Here is a 17,952-nt window from a genome sequence, read left to right as displayed (position 1 = left end):
TTAAAGAATGTTCCACCAATCGTACTGTTTGGCATCATTTGATGGTTTTATGGGAGTTTCCAACTTAACCTCAGTCACTATTTCAGCTACAATAGTTTCAATTTTAACTTCAACAAGCTCTTTCTCAATAGCTGGATAACCATGTTTAGCAACAATATTTTCGAGCTGAACTTTAAAAGCAGCAGCTTTGCTCTTATTTACCATTTTCACGAAATTGATGTAACCCTCTACAGCATTAATCAGGTTTTTAGCATTACCCCATTTCTGTCCGTTCCAACCATGTGATTCTATATTGTGCAAAAGCGCTCTAAATTTGCGCAACTGATCCCGCTGAACATTTAATTTTTCATTTACAACAATGCCTGTAACTTTCTGCAGATTGCCTTTTCGCATGATATGCGTTTTGGCAGGGTGCATGGTAAAACCTTCTGATTCTATAATTTTTTTGAGAAAAAACAGTAAACCAGCTATATTTTTTTCGTTATCTTTTGATGTTGAAAAACTTAAATCATCAGCATACCGGGTATAAACAAAGTTGAATTTCGATGCTAATCCTGTAATTTTCTTATCAAGTTTAAATGCGATTAAATTGCTAATTTCCGGACTGGCAGGAGAACCTTGCGGTAGCACACGATCTCCTTTTTGCACGTAGTAAGATACGCCATCCATTTCTACGTGTTCTGTTTCTGCGTAAGTACAAATTAGGCCAAACACTGTAGCAAGTTGTTCTGAATAGCCCAATTTATGGAATAAGCCCTTTACACGTTTGTAACTAATGCTTGGAAAGAAATCTTTTAAATCGACATTAATAACAATGTCTTTTTCGAGATGTGGTTGCGCATTGCTGATGATGGAGCGTTCTTTGATAAAGCCATGAACATGATCATTAATTTCAATACGGTTCAAAATGTTCTCCAATACCCAGAGTTGCAAAGCTTTTAATTTGGATTTTGGTGCTGATATCAGCCTTTTCCCACCTGTTTTTTTAGGAATTTCGAAAGTGTGATAATGATTGATCCGGGAAACTTTTCTTTGATAGAGCAAGTATCGTAAAGTGGATAAATCTGCGCCAATGGCTGATGCAAAATCGACAATTTGATTAAAAACCGGCAGATTAAATTTCTGTAAAGTTTCTACATCAGATTCGGTTTGGTTTAAGCCACCTGAAACCCCATTACCCAAATAAATAATCTGCTGTTGCTGAATATTCGTCCAGTTTGCAGCCTTATCATCTTTCTTTTGTTTATTTTTTTGCTTGGTTAACGCTCGTTTATCCTTTGCCAATTTCATGCGTGCTTTACGCATTTCTTTTAGCATGGCTTCTTGATTCTGATATTTCCGATCCTGCGCCAAAAGATTGCTCAGCTCCTGGTTTGCAACAAGTTCCCGTTTAATTAAAACTTCTGGTAAACTTGGCGTATCAGATGATTCCCAAAAACCAAGACGTTGCATTTCTTCAAGGATATAACTTTCTTTAGAGGTAGCCCGAATACGGTCGTAGATTTGTTGTCGGCTCAGTTTTTCTGCCATTTGGAGCTTGATTTAGTTAAAAAGCCCTGTCTTTTTTATAAAACAGGGCCCGAATTTAAAATCCTTCGTATTTTCATAGGACTATATCAATCAACTCCAGAGAACACGTACTATACGTACGGTTAAACTCGTGGAGTATGGAACCGAAACCGTACGTATAGTACGTGTTCTCCCCATAAAGATTGCAGGTAGTGCCGAGTGTCAAATATTAGTTCATCGATGACGAAACATCACCATTTTCTTATTCAGAAAAAGCAAGGTATTTTTTAAATCCATGGGCAATATAGAAATAAATATTTCGATTTTGAAACTAATTTATAAGTTAATCTCAAATTTTATTTTTACAATAAGGGAGGTGTTTTAAGGGGAAGAAATCAGATTTGATATTTGCCCTGAAATACCCAATTTAATCTTAATTATTAATCAAATCACCCTTTTTCCTTTTCATCAACCAAAATACCAGACCTGCATACTGATCAGGAAGAATATTTTGACATCCGAAGCGTTTTTTATTGCTCTACAACCCTTCTGCAACCGGTTCCGGGTTTAGAACAAACTTTTTGTTCTTTACATTAAAATTCACGTTAAGGTATCCACCAACCCTGCCGATCTGATTGGAAATCAGAAAATCATTGCCTTTACCCGTCGTAATGTTATCGTAAATGATGGTCATAACATTGCCCGTGGGCGTTTCGATAGGCTCAAAATTAAGGGTCTGAAAGGTTTTATTAGTTTCCTTATTGATGATCTTTAATTCGCGCATGTGCGCCTCGGTAGATTTGCTCTTTTTAGCATAAACACCGATAAAATAATAATGCTGCAAAGACGGAAACTGAAGGATCTGGATGTTATCGAAGGCTTCATCTGCAAGATCACTGAGTCTGTTTAAAAGCCGGAGATTTACCTTCAGTTTACTTTTACCACGGCTCCAGCTACCTGTGAGCTGCTGAGGTGAAAAATTAAGGTGAAAAGTAGCAGAAACCTTGTTATTAGTCCCAATTTCATAAATTTTAAGCTCCTGGGTACTTTGGTTAAAAACGCCCTCAAGCCTGATAGGATGATTAACTTTATCGTATTTATACACACCAATAACATTATAGTGTTTTTTGGCAGGTTCACCAAAATAACCTTCTTTTACCTGAAAAGATAAAGTAACCGGATACCTGTCGATTAAACCTGTGTAATTGTAAATATTGTACCAACCGGCAAAGGTTTTCACCGATGTTAAAATAATGGTAGCCACTAATACAATAAGCTTAGCTTTCATGTTTAATTATTTAATTTTTTTCTTCTGGCGCTGCCGTAATGCCTAACAAAAGTGCTCAATTTTTATTCGATGACATAAAAAGATCATTGAAGATTAAATCTGTTTTGGTTCGTGTTTACTTAAGTATTTAGACCTAAAACCAGATGGAGGTTCACCAGTCTTGATAAAAAACAATCTGCTGAAATAGGCAGGATCGTCATAACCAAGGGTATAGGCAATCTCCTTTGCCGTTCTGTCTGTATGTATAAGCAATCTTTTTGCCTCCAGCATAATCCTGTTTTTGATGATTTCGTTCGGCTGAGGAAGCTTAAGCCGCTTGAACCTATGGGTAAGGGTTTTCGGGGCTATCACCAGCAGATCGGCATAATCGGCAACATTATGTTTTTCTTTAAAGTTCGCTTCGACCAACTGGGTAAACTTCCTAAAAAACTCAAGGTCGTTGTTCGGTCTGGCGGCCATCACCCCATCCAGGTGCTGCACCTTCCATAACCGGGTAGACTTGATCAAAAGCTGTTTAAGGTAAGTCCTGATCATTTCTTCCAGCGATCCATCCTTCAGTTCAAATTCATCCTCAATCCTGGAAAACAGGTATTCAATAAATGTGGCATCCTGCTGGGGTATCACCGTCATTGGCATATTATTGATGTTATTGAACAGGAGTCCATCGCAAGCAACTTCTTCATCATGCAACTGTATACAATAGAAATCGCGGTTGTAGAACACCAGGCGACCTGATTGCTTCCCAAGTTTTTCGATGCTGAGTACCTGATTTGGACTGATAAAGAACAAGGTTGGACCAGTAGTGTGGTAAACGTTGAAGTCTACTTTTATTTCAAATCCTTCATTAAGATAAAGCACCTTGATGTAAGATTTGTATGCTTCAGAATTGATGGCCTCAATACTTTCTAAGTCAACATTTACCATGCCGATGGTTTTAAGGTTTACATCAAAAATGCTTTGTTTCATGAAAGGGTTAATAAAAGGGATTAAAAAATAAAATTACCATTATTGGTGACGATTTCAATATTTGGTTAAAGCAAAAATTACCTGCGGGCATTTAAACCTGCAAGTAATCTAATCTTATAATTATTTTTTGGCAAACTGCTCAAGCGCTGAATTGAATTTATCCATCTCTTCTACAAAAAGTGCGTGTCCGCTGTTCTCAAATTTCACGATATATGAGTTTTTTAAGCCTTTATGCAATTGCTCAGCCAAGGTAAAATCAATCAGTTGATCTTTTGTACCCTGAAATATGGCTACGGGGATGGTTATGTTCTTAAGCACCGGGCGCAAATCCAGATCGCCAAGGGCACTGATAGATTCGGTAACTACATACGGACTTGCTGATAAGTTGATATTTTCAAGCCATTTCTCTGTATTTTTTTGAAGTGTGGTACCTTTTGCCGCAAATGCTGCGCCTAATCCACCTATCAGCTCTTCCCTGTTGGTCATGGTTTGTTTGATCAGTCCTGCAGCACCTTCCTCAGATATTCCGTAGCTGTAATCTGCACGTTGTTTCCATGATGGAGCAGCTGCCGCAAATAGTGCAAGTTTGCTCACATGTGCAGATTTATACTTATTTATATAATGAATGGTAACGGCACCACCCATAGAAAAGCCACCCAGTACAGCATTCTCAATTTTTAAGGTATGGAGAACGGCGTAAATGTCATCAGAAAAAACATCGAAATTGTATTTTCCATAAGGTTTATCAGATTTACCGAAACCACGTAGTGTAATGCCGATTACCCTGAAACCTTTCCTTACCAGGTACTGATATTGATATTGGTACATTTCATCGCTAAGTGGCCATCCGTGGATCAATACAATGGGTTGACCTTCGCCAAGATCGGTTACATGAAGTTTTACACCTGGCTCAACTTCGATATATTCCGCCCTTCCGGCTGAAGCTGGAACTCTTTTGCTTTGTGAAAAAGCGGATTGGCTTGTTAATAAAGTGATGATTAGACTTACGGTTAAGATTAGATTTTTCATTGTTATTTTTTTTTAAATTAAGGTTTGAAATATTTGTTGTTTGTTTACAATACAAAGATGGGGAGAACGCCAGGCCCAGGGAATGGATAAACAGACAACAATCTTGTACATTTTTCCCTAAAATGATATTTATAGCACTTATTTTAATCCATAACCAACGAATGATTGGATTTTTATCCTATCCCACATGTCATACTTAATAATACCAAAGCAAATATCCCGGGAACATTTAATTAAAGCAATTACGGAAATGTCAATTGCATAGGGATAAATTTTACGCTATTTGAATCGTAATACCGTACTTGTAGGAAACTATAGTATACCTGAATTTTGTATAAAAATATATACAATGGAAAGGGAATTTAATTTCAACAACGAACTATCTGGCAAGATTGCCTTGGTAACAGGTGGAACCAAAGGCGCCGGAAAAGCAATTGCCGAAAGGCTACTGGCCGCCGGGGCACAAGTAATCATCACTGCAAGAAACCCGCCTGAAGAGCCCAATGAAAAGCTGTATTTTATTTCGGCAGACCTGAGCAAGCCTGCTGGAACAGCAAAAGTAGTAACGGAGGTATTATCAAAATTTGGCAGGCTCGATATCCTGATCAATAGCCTTGGTGGTTCAGAAACGCCGGCGGGTGGTTTTGCTAATTTAACCAATGAACATTGGGAAGAAACATTGCAAACCAATCTTTTGGCGCCAGTAAGATTAGACAGGGCATTTTTGCCGCAAATGATCAGACAAAAAAAAGGTGTGGTTATCCATATCGCATCTATTCAAGGTAAACTTCCCTTATATGAAAGCACACTACCCTATGCGGCAGCAAAGGCTGGACTGATCAATTATAGCAAAGGACTTTCTAACGAAGTTGCTCCAAAAGGAGTTCGGGTTTTAACGGTTTCTCCGGGCTGGATCATGACAGACAGCTCAAAGCGAATGATGGAACGCATATCGCAGACTAAAGAAATCTCGATAGAACAGGCCACACAAAGTGTAATGGATGCACTTGGCGGCATTCCATACGGCCGACCTGCCATGCCAGAAGATGTGGCAGAAATGGTTGGGTTTCTTGTTTCGCCAAGGGCAAGTTACCTTACCGGAACCGAATTTGTAATTGATGGAGGCACCATACCCACCATTTAAAAATTATAACAATACCAGCCTGGGTTGCATTTGGAATAAGTTTAAAATACTGACTGAAATCAACCTGGGCATAATTTAGCTGATACTCACTCAGAAAAAATCAGGTCAACTGCGGATATCCTTTCAGAATCACACGCTTCAAACTGTCCTGATACTCATCTCCCCAATTTCCAATAGCAGCGATCACCGGGATCAAGGTTTTGCCAAACGCAGTAAGCGAATACTCTACCTTTGGTGGCATCACCGGATAGATTGTTCTGATAACCAATTCATGATCTTCAAGCTCTTTTAGCTGAATATTGATTACCCTACGACTTGCATCTGGTATTTTACGCTGCAGCTCGCTCGGGCGCAAATAACCCTCGTTGATAAACCACAATAACCGCATTTTCCATTTGCCATAAAGCACCTCTCCAACTAAATCGAGGCCACAGTTTAAATTGGGAAAAGTTTTTTTCTCATACATCTAACAAAGATACATCCAGGCCATTAATGAAACAATACGGATAAATTTTTCCCTATTCGAATCGTAATGCCCTACTTGTGCATCACGCCAGTACCACCGAAATTTGTACAACAATAAGTTAATCTAAAAACAAATATCATGAACTTACCAAATTTTATAACAGACCTAATTGCAGCGCAAAACAGCCATGATGCTGTAGCTTATTCTTCACTTTTTTCAGAAAATGCCGAAGTATTCGACGAAGGAAAGAACCATATTGGAAGGGCAGCAATTCAAAAATGGATTGAAAATTCGAACCAACAATATCATGCTACTTTAAAACCGATTAGTTATAAGGAAGATGAAAAGGGTTCGGTATTTGCAGCTGAGATTTCGGGAACATTTCCAGGTAGCCCGGTCATTCTTAACTTTAACCTTGTTCTTCAGGAGGGTTTAATTCAATCGCTTAACGTTACTGGCTAGTGTTAAACATTTCTTTTGCTTACAAAGCCTATCATCGAGGATTTGGAGAGAAAAGAGTTCATTTAATCAGGTGTTAAAAGTCAAGGTGATTTTCAATTAATCGCCTTGACTAGATTATAATAGAACAAAAAATGGCATATGTGAAAAGAAGTAGTTTTGCATTTCTCCTTCAACATTTCCTAAATAAAACTAAATCAATACATTCTGTCACTTTAAGGTTTTTTGCGTGTCTATTTACTATAAATAGATTTTAAAAAAAACACCTTGGAATTACATTTTTACACGCCAGAAAACGACATCTTAAAACAATATATTGAAGGTTATTATTTTTTAAACGATCATGGACCTGGAGCTATTAAAGCTTACACGACATTCCCAAACAATTATGGTATTGTTACCGTAAACCTTAATTCTAAAGTAAAACTAGACATTAATAAAATTTCTATAGAGCCCTCTTGTGATAACAATATATATGCGAGTTTCGCGTATCGTTACAGAAATCCAATAGAAGTGCATTATACAGGACCCTTCCAAGAGATTACCATTTACTTCAAACCGCTAGGTATTAATTATTTTGTAGATAATCTGGAAACAATGTTCTCTCAAAAAAAAATGACAGAATTTATTCCACAATTTTTAGATTTTAAAGATGAAATGGGTAAAATTTTTCACATTGACAAAAGACCATTGCAAATAGATGCCCTTGAAAATTATTGGTTATCAAAATTGATGACGAAAGACCTGGCATTTATGAAAACTATCTTATTAGACACGGAGTCTAACATCAAGATCGAAGACATTGCTAAAAAACATCATATTTCTAGAAAGCATCTAAACAATTTAGTTCAGAAGAACTTAGGCAAGTCTCTAATTGAATACAGGAAAATATTCCGGTTCAGAAACGTAATTAACAAATATCAAGGTTTAAAAAGCCTAACTGAACTGTCGTACGAGAACCTTTTTTTTGATCAATCTCATCTTATCAAAGATTTCAAATCCCTTACAGAAATCAATCCCAATCTTTTCTTTAAAAATGTGAACACGGCAAATAAAAATGTTTGGCTTTTTACATAGTTGGTAACAATTTTACAATTTCGATGATTTTTTTCTCAGTCACTTTGTAGCAACTTATTGCTTAAGATAAATACCGGCAATAAACTAACGAAATTTTAAAGCTAATTGCCATGAAAAAAATAATTGTTAAAATAGTAATCACCTCCGCTATTCTTTTTACTTGTCTGCAAAGTTTTGCACAGCTATCTTCTTCTAAGATTGATTCGCTGATGCAAGAAGCAATACACAAATTAAAAGTAGCCGGAGCTGCAATAGCCGTTGTAAAAGATGGGAAGGTAATCCATCTAAAAGGCTATGGAGTTAATTCGATTGATACAAAACAATTAACTACAGAATTTACGAACTTTCAGATAGCTTCCAACAGTAAGGCATTTACAACAGCTGCGTTATCCATATTGGTTGATGAGGGAAAAATAAAATGGGCCGATAAGGTGAAGGATTACATTCCGGAATTTAAAATGTACAATGAGTATGTAACTGATAATTTTAATATTGTCGATTTGTTAACGCACAGAAGCGGCCTCGCGCTTGGTGCTGGCGACCTGACGTTTTTTCCCGATGGAGCAGATTTCACGGTAAAAGACATCACCACTATTTTCCAGAATTTTAAACCAGTTTCTGCATTTAGAACAGAATACAATTACGATAACCTACTCTATATCATTGCTGGTGAAGTCATTAAAAGAGTAAGTAACATGAGTTTTGAAGATTTTATTCAAAAACGCATCTTCCAACCCTTACAAATGAGTAACTCGTTTATTGGTGACTCTCTTATTCATGAAATAAAAAACCTCGCAACACCACACTCTACAGCCACAGGTACCTTAAAAACTATTAATCGTTTCAATATCGGAATGATTAGCCCTGCCGGAGGCATATATTCTAATGTGAATGATATGTCAAAGTGGATGATCATGCAGCTGAACAGGGGGAAATACGGAAATGACAAGAAGTCTTCATTGTTCTCTACAGCTAACAGTGCTAAAATGTGGACGATACAAACGGTTTTACCAAACTATGTATCCGAAAGATACAATACCCATTTTAACGGATATGGCTTAGGGTGGCTCCTAAATGACGTACGGGGAAATTTGGTGGCCATGCACACCGGCGGTTTGCCAGGTATGTTATCGCAGGTGACCCTGGTTCCAGATTTGAATTTAGGCATTGTAGTGCTAACGAATACTGAAAGTGGTGGTGGAAGTCTTGCTTTTGCCGTTACGAGAGCAATTACAGATAGCTATTTTGGCTTAGATGATGCCAAATGGATTGATAACAGGGCAAGAAATCTTAAGTCTAATACAAATAATATTGATGAAGTAACGAGGAAAGTTTGGAAAAAAGTAGATTCTCTAAAGCCTACCAAAATTAAAAACGAGGATTATACGGGTATGTATGAAGATAAATGGTTTGGAAAGATGGAGGTTTTTATGAAGGGCAAGCAGCTTTGGATTAAAAGTTTACGTTCACCAAAATTAAATGGCCCAATGTATTTCTATAATGCAAATACCTTTGCTATTAAATGGGAATACCAGGACATGAATTGCGATGCATTTGCTGCATTTTCCTTTAAAGAAAAAGGTAAGGCACAATCTTTTACAATGAAAGGCATTTCACCAGGTATTGACTTTAGCTTTGATTTTGGGGATTTAAATTTAATTAGAGTAAAATAATATCAGATTACTAACCTGTCATATTCAAGAAAAGTAGTTTAACAGCTATTTATTATTTAACCGGAATAGACATAATCAAATAATCTTCGATACTAATTGATGAAAAAAACTACAAATTGGAAGAGAGGCTGGTCAACGAGGAAATCGATGGCACGACCTATCAAACCTGCCAAATTTAATAATTAAGATTTTTCTATGTGATTTGAGATATTATTTCTAAATTGCTGATGCGAATTACTAATTAATATCATCATTCACTTAAACACAGAGCTAAAATCAATTAAATTTCTTTAACAATATTCCTGGTCGAGTGGTAGCCCCACATTTTCAATTTCTCTGTGAAGAGTTATTTGGTAGTTCGCAGCGACCAGGATACTTTATTTTACGGTTATGCGAACTACCAAAAGTAAAAACCAAAACACACAGCTCCCTGCTCAGGTTGCAGCTGAATCAGCCAACATTAATGTATTACCTGCCATTTGTGGGGTAAAGGCTACCTTACATCATATTGATGGTAATGTTTCTGAAATCATGATGACTTTGCCACGCTATACCGGTTGGGCAGAATTTTTAGAAGATGGACAAAATTCAATTCGGGAATATGTATACCAGCTCACCAGGCACTGGATTCAAATTACCCATTTCTTTATAGAAACCGGAACCATTACCACCAATGGTACAATAGCTTCTTGTTTTTTGCCACGCCGCTTCGATATTCCATTAGGCAAATTTTATAAACCGATGGCGCAGGGCGCCTGGGTATCGGCCAATCAGCACCCGCATCATCCAAAATATAACCAAAAAGGATCGAGCAAAAATTTATCAGCATTGATGGCTATTGCAAACAGTAGAAACGATGTTGTTTATCATCAAATTGAACCCAATACCATTCTTTGCGGTATTCCTTTCGAAAGTAAATCGGCCTACTTTGAAAAAGGTGATATCCCTATTGGGCATTTTCAAAAGAAGGGAACCGAATATATGGTTATTTACAGTTATAGTGTTGATGGGAAGAGAAGTTTTGAGTGATGAATGGCTAAACTAAATTAAAGCCCTTGCGGATTGTGAGGGCTAACCTTTCCAATACCTATACTTTAGATGCTCTGGAATGTGATTAGGAAGGTCAATAGCTTTCTAATGTCTCTAGCTTCTAATTTGTATTATTGTCAATTCCTTGATCCTTTAAATCCCGGTAATTATTTATCACAACCTTTATATAATAAAAAATCAATCCTAGATTAATATAGATTGTCATATAAAATGAAATTTTTCCAATTGTTTCCGTATAGCCATTGGTATAAAGATCTTTTAACATAAAGTATTCCAAAACAAATGGTAAAAAGTATAAGCTTAGTAACGGAAGACCCAGTAAAATTCCAAAGCAACCTAAACCAACAGGTGTTTTTCCCGAAACCAACCTCGAGAGTTCTGTCGTAAATGAAAACGGCAACAGTATTCTGGTAAAAAAACCATGCTTGTTTTTGACTGCATCAAAATCACTGGGTGCCACATCTTGAACATACATACTCAAGAATAACATTTTTACTGTAATCAGCACCTCCGTTTTATGAATGGATGATATCAGTAAATCAAACAGCAAATAAGCGAACAGTACTGGCAAAAGCTGGCCAATGACACTGATATCCTTTATACTGAATGGTCCAATACTGAAACTCTCAATTGAAGTTTTCGCCAGCAGAAAATATACTAACACTACTACCAATAATGAAATCGTCATCCGGTCAATGCGTTTATTCAGTTCCTTAAGCTTCTCATAAGATTTATCATAAAAATCCTTCAAGTCACTATGCTGATTATTGGTGATGAATTCAAGCGTTTTTTGATAGTTCATACTGATATCTTTAAATCTATTCTTTAACTTCTTTATGCTGATCATGGATAATTGAAAATTTCAACCTATATCCATCCATTTTATTATTGAAATAAGATTTGTCAATTACAATCTGGCAGTTTGAAAATTTGAAGCTTTCAGTCTCATGAAGTAGAACACCGGTATAAATTTCAACGGGAAGTTCGGTATTAAACAATTTTTTAAAAACGACTCCAATATAATCACAATACGTTGTTTCGGTCGCACCCACCAGTTTGGCATCAATGACGTCTAATCTTAATTTGATAGCCGTGACCGCAAGCTCATTTCCATACACACCGTAAGTCAGGTTAGCTCCCCAAAGATTCCTATCAAGCTGAACGAAATTAGAGGTTACCCCCCAATCCCCTGGAGAAAGAAATTCATAGAAACCAAGAATGGCACCTTTTTCAACCAGCAAATCTTTAACCACATAGGGAGACCACCCGGAATCTAGGGCTACAATTGAAGGATTAGCCTCTCTTTTTTGTGTTTGCTTCATCTGCAATATCGAATTAGAAACTTCTAGCTTATTTCTCGGATGCAGCCTAGCAGACAACATCTGCCACCGCTTTAATCCCTCAATGTTATTGTAGAAGTTTAACAGAATTTTCATTTTGGTATAACGAAGTAATGATTTAGATTTTAATCTCATTTTTAGCATCACAAAAACCTCTTGAAAACGGGCGTAGCAAACCAGCAAATATAAAAAAGGAACAAACAATAACGAAAGGGAAATAGGCAGAAAAAACTGCTTTAAATATTCAATAGTCCAATATTTTTCGAAATTCTTTATAATATGGCTGATGACGATGATACCTAATAAGATTCCGAATGCGAGACTCAAACCATTAAGTAATTTAGTGACTTTTAGGTTTTTCTCTTCACGAGCACTAAAGACAATTAACACCGCCAAAAACACCGTAAAAGGAACTAATAGTAACTCCACCCAAAAATTAAATGTGTAAAGTCCTATAACGAATTCCAACAGGATAGTGACTTTAAATAATTCCTTGACGAAATCGGAAAAATATTTCGAGAGGTTCTTAGATTGAATAATACGGAACATCATCGGTAAAGCAGCCAAAACACCCCAATATATAGTATCCTTCAGCAAGCCTTTATCCCAAAAATTTAGTTTGGATAGTAAATAGCTGCAAAGCGATATGTAAGCAATTGTGAGAAGATAGATCGGAATAAAGTCTTTGCTAAATAAACTTTTCAAAACTGGATAAAAATCCTTCCTTAAACTTTTGACAGAAATAAATCCAAGAAAAACAATTATTCCCCAATAGAGATAAGCATTCTCCCGGGTATTAAACAGATCATGAATATTAATTCGTAAAAGAGCGCACATGAAAATTTTGATTTAAATCTTAAGTAAACCGAATCGGCCTACTAAAAACAAGCCCTAAGTTAATTAACACTTATAATTAAATCCGTTTTTGTTCATAACTTTTAAATACCAAAAATCCCTAAAACTTAAAGGCGAAATCCCCAGGATTCCGGATGCGATCATATTATATTGGTGATTTTTGAATGTCATATTGGAATTCAGGTCTTATGTTAGGATTCATCTAAATTTTTATTTTTTTCATGCCAGGGATAGACCTTTATGTGGTAGCGAAAAATTGTCAGTATAGGTTCTTTTTGTAAAAGAATTTGAAGAAATACTCAAAATTTAGTATTTCAAAACACTAATATTGTTAGTAAATTGCATTAATGAATTTCAAGGCATATGACATTCTTACTTCACTAATACCTGGATTTCTGGCATTACTTGCCGGGATGCAACTCTTTGAAATACCTTTCAATAAAGATTTGATAGTTCCTTATACCGCTGAAGCTTTTTTATTAGGCTATGTGATGGCTGCGCTGTCAAGCTGGTTTGAAGGCATCTATTACCTTACCTGGGGAGGCAAGCCTTCCACGCGATTGCTTGAAGGCAAGAATATATGGAAAGTGAAATTTTATGCATCAGATAAAGTCAAAAACCTATTAAAAGAAGAATGTTCAAGTAGAACCCCTTCTATGGACGAATTGTTCAGCTGCGCTGTCAGGAAGACAAATGGTGGCAATAATACTAAAATCGAAGACTTCAACGCTCATTACGCTTTTTCTAGAAGCCTGCTAACCACGGCCCTATTCGGTGTTCCTTTTGTATTGTACCAGCACAGCTGCGATTACAGATTTTACATTATACTCCTACCACTATTATTTATCATTTGGCTGAGAGCTAAACAGAGAGCATACTTTTATGCAAGAGAAGTATTAAGTGAATACCTTAAAATAAAACAACAATAATATGGGAACAGTAAAAATGCGTGTTTGGGACGTGAAACACGGTAGTGCTATTTTTATTAAAACACCAAATGACCGTGTTCATGTGATTGACCTTGGGCGTGGTGATTACTCTGAAAACAGTAATGACAGAAGTCCATTGGAAACAATAAAAAACCACTACAAGCTTTCCACAATCAATCACCTCACGATTACCCATCCGCACAAAGACCATATCGATGACATTTTAAATTTAGATAGAATGGGCATTCACGTAGATGTTCTACTCAGGCCAAAGTGGTTAAGCAGAGAGGATGTTTCTGGCACCATCAGATTAGCTGATCAGGATAAATTTGATAAATATTTCAGTTTAAATGACGGCTATAACGTCGATGTAACTGGGACTTCTTTAGATGTACACATCAGCTCGAATACGGGGGGCGTGAAGTTTCAGCATTTTTCTACTCCCACATTGCCTAAAAATAACTTCAACAATCACAGCATAGTGACCGTGATGACTTATGAAGGTTTGACAGTAGTTATTCCGGGAGATAATGAATACGATTCACTGGAAGAATTAATGCAGGATACTGGTTTCAAAACAGCCATCAGCAACTGCGATATTTTAATAGCCCCTCATCATGGTAGAGAATCTGCCTATCACAGTGAATTTGTCAGGACTGCCAATCCGAGACTCACCATCATTTCAGATGGATCAATTTGTGACACAAGTGCAAACTCAAAATACACACAGTCAAGTCGAGGTTGGAATATTTGGAAAGGATATAATCAGCAAAAACGATATCTGCTTACAACCAATTCAGACGGTGAGATTTACATCGATTTTGGAAAAGTCGCAAATGAAACCAATCCATTCCTGCGAGTTGAAATAAAGAACTAAAAGTGAGTCCAATGAGCTTAAGATTTTTCCGGAAATACGCTTGCGCTTTCCAAAGCCTAATAAATTAATTATCCTAAATAATGATTTTACTGAAGTGCAAATCAACAGGAAATAAAAAAACCGGAGCCAAAATTAAAAAGCTTGAACTCCGGTGAAGTACCGATTAGCAGGAATAATTGAACATTTAAATCCCTTTTTGTTGCTTATTGAACCTATAATCGAAGATTTGGAAAGAAAAGGGTTTCATATAAAAAGAGTATCAAAATTATTCAGATTTTCATGAAGTAGATTGTTACCGGATTATATTAGAAAAGTTGGCAAATATGCCAGCAAATACCGAGATTGGATATTATCCACAATATACCTTTATTTCATTAAGAAAGTCGTTAATTGAGAGTGAGCTGAACAGAGTTCATACTGCATCTACATTGATAGTTTCTTCATGTATCAATGTCGAATTCCAGAATGATCGTAACCATTTATTTATAAAGAAAACTATAAATATTTATAAATATTTTATATCTTTGTGCTATCATTGCCCAAAGGACAAATGTATTGGCAACGCAAAGCCGTATTTGCGCTCAGCACCGACCGGGTGCTGTTTTTATTTAAAGACAATCCTCTCCTTCCTGAAAATTCTTGTATCGTTCATAAAATTTCGATTTTTGATCCTTGTCAACGCAGAAAGTGGTTACAATCCTTAAATCTGGTTTTACATCTACTGTTACCACCATAAAATCTTTGTCGAATAACCAGTAGTGATGCTTGCATACACCTTCATCGTCCTTCCACCTATAGTAGAAGATATCCTTGCAGGGATGAGACTGTAAAACAGGTCTAATCCAATGTATCCTGTTGGCCCGCTGACATTCATAGATCCTCGCATCCAAAATATAAGTCTTCCTAGATATGATGTGCGCAAAAGTTTCCGAATATTCTGAATATTGCTTTACCCTAGATTTCTGATGGATGATCTTGATCCTTTTACCATCGATTTCAAAGGCATCAAAAACAAAGTGCTCTTTGAAAACCTCGTACAGTTCATCAAGTTGGGATTTATTGAAGGATGCATCTAAGATATCGTCATCAAAATATGGCTTAAGTTTACTGACCGACATTCTTGTTCATGTTAGGTTGATGATCGAAAATATTGAACTTGGTCTCCCAAGGCTCTGTCCCTTCTTCCAAAAGATACCCAGACCTTTCTTCTAGATACTTGACAAATTCCATCTTGGCAGGATGGGGAGCATTAAAATCACCAGCAACCACCCTCGATTTGTAAGTTATTGCCCCTACAAAGAGATCAGTAAGCTGGAAAAAGAGATTTTCCGTGTGCAAATGCTGAAATGAAACAAAGGGAGATTCGCCATTGTGCAAGTGCTTGAAAATTTCCTGTATCTTATTCAACCTATCCTTACCGCGCGTATTGATGACATCCAAAAAGACCTTATAATCCGAACCGAGGTTGTTTGGCTTTAGAAGAAAGTAGGTCATCTTATAATAAAAGTTTTCGTGCGAACCGCCATTAAACTCTTCATGTGATAAGCGATCCTTGTATTTGACCAGAATACAACGAAATTCGAGGGGATTGTCAAAGAAAAGATCGACAAGTGCCTTATAAAAAGGTAACCTAGAACTTGAGAACTTGTTCCATTTCAACTCAAAGGTAGACTTGTGTTCGAGCTTCAGATTGCGGATGCATTCATATAGCTTCTGATATGATGCTTCGGGCACCTTAATATACCCAATACACATTACCGAGGAATTGTCCTTTTCAAAATGGCAACTCTCGTCGAGGAACAGATTAAATGTCATCCGCAAATCTAATATATTCTCAGCTCATTTTTCAAAAACAAAAGGTAAATTCAGTACGAGACATTGCATTATTTGCAACTATAAAAATTGCCTAATTGGCAAATGTAAAAAATTGTACTTTGTTCTATTTTGAGGTTGTTTCACCACTAACAAATATAAAATAGAGTAATATTTATTTCACTGAATCTCTATATTGCTGAGTAACATCCAGTAAGTTACCTTCGTGAATGTCGAATTCCGACCCAACTCCTTTCTAGCGCAGTCTTAGCAGTTGCGGAACTGTTTTGGCTGACTTGTGCTTTAAAAACTTAATTAATTATTCGCAATAATCATTTTACTAAAGCTCCAAATCAATAGGAAATAAAAAAACCGGAGCAAGATTTAAAAAACCTGAACTCCGGTTAGTACCCAAGAGGAGATTCGAACTCCCACACCCATACAGGCGCCAGCCCCTCAAGCTGGTGCGTCTACCAATTTCGCCACCTGGGTTTGAAGTTTGCAAATATATAAATTAACCATCTTGCGCTGCAACATTCATAAAATATTTTTTGAACTAAAATTTCGGAAAGCAAATCTTAACATGGTAAACCATAAACAGTAACACCAAATTCAATTATAAGCAGTAACACGACTTTAGTATAGTAAACCGTATAAGACGTATATAACAACTTAATCTTTTAGACGGACTTTTGTCGCATTTAAGTCGGGGTTTCGTCGGACTTATGACAATTGTGCCCGAATAAAAGTCGACGTAAATCAGAAGCAAATACAACTTATTAGTTTATTAATCAGCAATTTGCTATATTGTATAACATAATTAACGCAATCATGGGAAAAATAGAAAACGGAATTAACGGCGGCTTCACCGGGACGGTGGGCGCTGTGACCGGTTATTACCTGAACGGGAAATGGGTCATCAGGAGCAAACGGAGAAAGTCCATAAAAAACAAAACCGGTAGTGCTGATCAAAAGACCTGCAGATCCCGTTTTACCATGATGCAGACCTTCTTAAGCCCTATTGTTGGTTTTATCCGGATTGGTTTTAACCTGGAGTCGAAAAAACGCATGATGACCGCCCATAATGTTGCAAAATCCTATAACATGCTGAATGCCCAAAATGCCGCCGGCGAAATCGACTATGCCGCTGTGCGTTTAAGCTTTGGAAACCTCACCGGTGCGGAGGGGATTAAGCTGGAACACGACGATGCGGGTGTACATTTCAGCTGGACGGATAATTCTAACGGCGATTACACCAGGAAACATGACCAGGTGATGTTAATGGTTTATGATGTGGACAACAAAACCGCCATCTATGAAACAGGTGGTGCCAGGCGGTTAAAAGAAACGGAAAGCCTGGAAATTCCGTCCTTCTATAAAGGAAAGACATTTCACACCTGGATGGCTTTCATTGCAGACGACAGAATGGGAATATCTGCGAGTACGTATTGCGGGAGTTTCGTTTTTTGATCACAAAC

17 protein-coding genes and 1 tRNA gene are annotated in these 17,952 nt (G+C 36.9%); 8 read left to right on the top strand and 10 right to left on the bottom strand.

The features are described from left to right. The 4 genes from ACTJKN_RS06350 to ACTJKN_RS06335 form a co-directional block, all read right to left on the bottom strand. A complete protein-coding gene (locus ACTJKN_RS06350; RefSeq protein WP_440823508.1) occupies positions 1 to 1,530 on the bottom strand; it encodes a reverse transcriptase family protein in 1,530 nt (509 codons plus the stop codon). A 517-nt stretch (positions 1,531 to 2,047) separates the two neighbouring features. Next, positions 2,048 to 2,797: a hypothetical protein gene (locus ACTJKN_RS06345; protein WP_440823507.1), complete on the bottom strand. Its 750-nt coding sequence runs from the start codon at positions 2,795 to 2,797 to the stop codon at positions 2,048 to 2,050. A gap of 93 nt (positions 2,798 to 2,890) precedes the next feature. Further along, positions 2,891 to 3,763, bottom strand: a complete 873-nt coding sequence (locus tag ACTJKN_RS06340; protein WP_440823506.1) for a helix-turn-helix domain-containing protein — start codon at positions 3,761 to 3,763, stop codon at positions 2,891 to 2,893. Positions 3,764 to 3,883: 120 nt separating this feature from the next. Further along, positions 3,884 to 4,792 (bottom strand): alpha/beta fold hydrolase, encoded by a 909-nt coding sequence (locus ACTJKN_RS06335; protein WP_440823505.1) that lies wholly within the window; start codon positions 4,790 to 4,792, stop codon positions 3,884 to 3,886. A gap of 349 nt (positions 4,793 to 5,141) precedes the next feature. Between ACTJKN_RS06335 and ACTJKN_RS06330 the strand changes: the two genes are divergently transcribed. Beyond that, the gene (locus tag ACTJKN_RS06330) at positions 5,142 to 5,936 is read left to right on the top strand and encodes an SDR family oxidoreductase (RefSeq protein WP_440823504.1); all 795 of its coding nucleotides are present in this window, start codon (positions 5,142 to 5,144) and stop codon (positions 5,934 to 5,936) included. 100 nt (positions 5,937 to 6,036) lie between these two features. On the opposite strand, the gene ACTJKN_RS06325 is transcribed toward ACTJKN_RS06330, so the two are convergent. Beyond that, positions 6,037 to 6,402 carry a winged helix-turn-helix transcriptional regulator gene (locus ACTJKN_RS06325; protein ID WP_440823503.1) on the bottom strand — a complete coding sequence of 122 codons (366 nt, stop codon included), beginning with the start codon at positions 6,400 to 6,402 and terminating at the stop codon, positions 6,037 to 6,039. A 138-nt stretch (positions 6,403 to 6,540) separates the two neighbouring features. On the opposite strand from ACTJKN_RS06325, the gene ACTJKN_RS06320 reads away from it, so the two are divergent. The 4 genes from ACTJKN_RS06320 (at position 6,541) to ACTJKN_RS06305 (ending at position 10,640) form a co-directional block, all read left to right on the top strand. Further along, positions 6,541 to 6,864, top strand: coding sequence for a nuclear transport factor 2 family protein (locus ACTJKN_RS06320; RefSeq protein ID WP_440823502.1), 324 nt, complete (start codon positions 6,541 to 6,543; stop codon positions 6,862 to 6,864). 264 nt (positions 6,865 to 7,128) lie between these two features. Then, positions 7,129 to 7,938, top strand: a complete 810-nt coding sequence (locus ACTJKN_RS06315; protein ID WP_440823501.1) for a helix-turn-helix domain-containing protein — start codon at positions 7,129 to 7,131, stop codon at positions 7,936 to 7,938. A gap of 110 nt (positions 7,939 to 8,048) precedes the next feature. Continuing rightward, positions 8,049 to 9,611: a serine hydrolase gene (locus tag ACTJKN_RS06310; RefSeq protein ID WP_440823500.1), complete on the top strand. Its 1,563-nt coding sequence runs from the start codon at positions 8,049 to 8,051 to the stop codon at positions 9,609 to 9,611. 390 nt (positions 9,612 to 10,001) lie between these two features. Further along, positions 10,002 to 10,640 (top strand): hypothetical protein, encoded by a 639-nt coding sequence (locus ACTJKN_RS06305; RefSeq protein WP_440823499.1) that lies wholly within the window; start codon positions 10,002 to 10,004, stop codon positions 10,638 to 10,640. 121 nt (positions 10,641 to 10,761) lie between these two features. On the opposite strand, the gene ACTJKN_RS06300 is transcribed toward ACTJKN_RS06305, so the two are convergent. Together ACTJKN_RS06300 and ACTJKN_RS06295 are read right to left on the bottom strand one after the other, a co-directional pair. Further along, complete coding sequence (locus ACTJKN_RS06300) at positions 10,762 to 11,463, bottom strand: hypothetical protein (protein ID WP_440823498.1); 702 nt, start codon at positions 11,461 to 11,463, stop codon at positions 10,762 to 10,764. A gap of 16 nt (positions 11,464 to 11,479) precedes the next feature. Continuing rightward, positions 11,480 to 12,838, bottom strand: a complete 1,359-nt coding sequence (locus ACTJKN_RS06295) for a hypothetical protein (protein ID WP_440823497.1) — start codon at positions 12,836 to 12,838, stop codon at positions 11,480 to 11,482. 365 nt (positions 12,839 to 13,203) lie between these two features. On the opposite strand from ACTJKN_RS06295, the gene ACTJKN_RS06290 reads away from it, so the two are divergent. Together ACTJKN_RS06290 and ACTJKN_RS06285 are read left to right on the top strand one after the other, a co-directional pair. After that, positions 13,204 to 13,785: a hypothetical protein gene (locus ACTJKN_RS06290; protein WP_440823496.1), complete on the top strand. Its 582-nt coding sequence runs from the start codon at positions 13,204 to 13,206 to the stop codon at positions 13,783 to 13,785. 1 nt (position 13,786) lies between these two features. Beyond that, entirely contained in the window at positions 13,787 to 14,662 is an 876-nt protein-coding gene (locus ACTJKN_RS06285; RefSeq protein ID WP_440823495.1) for a ComEC/Rec2 family competence protein, read from the top strand. 608 nt (positions 14,663 to 15,270) lie between these two features. Here the strand turns inward: ACTJKN_RS06285 and ACTJKN_RS06280 are convergent. From ACTJKN_RS06280 to ACTJKN_RS06270, 3 genes are all read right to left on the bottom strand, one after another. Next, positions 15,271 to 15,780: a hypothetical protein gene (locus tag ACTJKN_RS06280; RefSeq protein WP_440823494.1), complete on the bottom strand. Its 510-nt coding sequence runs from the start codon at positions 15,778 to 15,780 to the stop codon at positions 15,271 to 15,273. Then, complete coding sequence (locus ACTJKN_RS06275) at positions 15,767 to 16,477, bottom strand: DUF3800 domain-containing protein (RefSeq protein ID WP_440823493.1); 711 nt, start codon at positions 16,475 to 16,477, stop codon at positions 15,767 to 15,769. Before ACTJKN_RS06275 ends, ACTJKN_RS06280 begins: the two co-directional genes overlap by 14 nt. Positions 16,478 to 16,882: 405 nt before the next feature. Then, positions 16,883 to 16,966 (bottom strand) — tRNA-Leu (locus ACTJKN_RS06270). A gap of 339 nt (positions 16,967 to 17,305) precedes the next feature. Here ACTJKN_RS06270 and ACTJKN_RS06265 point away from each other — a divergent pair. After that, positions 17,306 to 17,944, top strand: coding sequence for a DUF6266 family protein (locus ACTJKN_RS06265; protein WP_440823492.1), 639 nt, complete (start codon positions 17,306 to 17,308; stop codon positions 17,942 to 17,944). Positions 17,945 to 17,952 lie beyond the last annotated feature (8 nt).

The organism is Pedobacter sp. 22163, from assembly GCF_052045595.1.
GTDB lineage: Bacteria > Bacteroidota > Bacteroidia > Sphingobacteriales > Sphingobacteriaceae > Pedobacter.
This window is presented reverse-complemented; position numbering and strand designations above follow the sequence as displayed.

Bases quoted from the DNA above. Each gene is read 5' to 3' on its own strand.
- ACTJKN_RS06340 (WP_440823506.1), bottom strand. From the start codon at position 3,763: ATGAAACAAAGCATTTTTGATGTAAACCTTAAAACCATCGGCATGGTA.
- ACTJKN_RS06310 (WP_440823500.1), top strand. From the start codon at position 8,049: ATGAAAAAAATAATTGTTAAAATAGTAATCACCTCCGCTATTCTTTTT.
- ACTJKN_RS06320 (WP_440823502.1), top strand. From the start codon at position 6,541: ATGAACTTACCAAATTTTATAACAGACCTAATTGCAGCGCAAAACAGC.
- ACTJKN_RS06335 (WP_440823505.1), bottom strand. From the start codon at position 4,792: ATGAAAAATCTAATCTTAACCGTAAGTCTAATCATCACTTTATTAACA.
- ACTJKN_RS06295 (WP_440823497.1), bottom strand. From the start codon at position 12,838: ATGTGCGCTCTTTTACGAATTAATATTCATGATCTGTTTAATACCCGG.
- ACTJKN_RS06265 (WP_440823492.1), top strand. From the start codon at position 17,306: ATGGGAAAAATAGAAAACGGAATTAACGGCGGCTTCACCGGGACGGTG.
- ACTJKN_RS06350 (WP_440823508.1), bottom strand. From the start codon at position 1,530: ATGGCAGAAAAACTGAGCCGACAACAAATCTACGACCGTATTCGGGCT.
- ACTJKN_RS06345 (WP_440823507.1), bottom strand. From the start codon at position 2,797: ATGAAAGCTAAGCTTATTGTATTAGTGGCTACCATTATTTTAACATCG.
- ACTJKN_RS06305 (WP_440823499.1), top strand. From the start codon at position 10,002: ATGCGAACTACCAAAAGTAAAAACCAAAACACACAGCTCCCTGCTCAG.
- ACTJKN_RS06325 (WP_440823503.1), bottom strand. From the start codon at position 6,402: ATGTATGAGAAAAAAACTTTTCCCAATTTAAACTGTGGCCTCGATTTA.
- ACTJKN_RS06300 (WP_440823498.1), bottom strand. From the start codon at position 11,463: ATGAACTATCAAAAAACGCTTGAATTCATCACCAATAATCAGCATAGT.
- ACTJKN_RS06285 (WP_440823495.1), top strand. From the start codon at position 13,787: ATGGGAACAGTAAAAATGCGTGTTTGGGACGTGAAACACGGTAGTGCT.
- ACTJKN_RS06290 (WP_440823496.1), top strand. From the start codon at position 13,204: ATGAATTTCAAGGCATATGACATTCTTACTTCACTAATACCTGGATTT.
- ACTJKN_RS06280 (WP_440823494.1), bottom strand. From the start codon at position 15,780: ATGTCGGTCAGTAAACTTAAGCCATATTTTGATGACGATATCTTAGAT.
- ACTJKN_RS06275 (WP_440823493.1), bottom strand. From the start codon at position 16,477: ATGACATTTAATCTGTTCCTCGACGAGAGTTGCCATTTTGAAAAGGAC.
- ACTJKN_RS06330 (WP_440823504.1), top strand. From the start codon at position 5,142: ATGGAAAGGGAATTTAATTTCAACAACGAACTATCTGGCAAGATTGCC.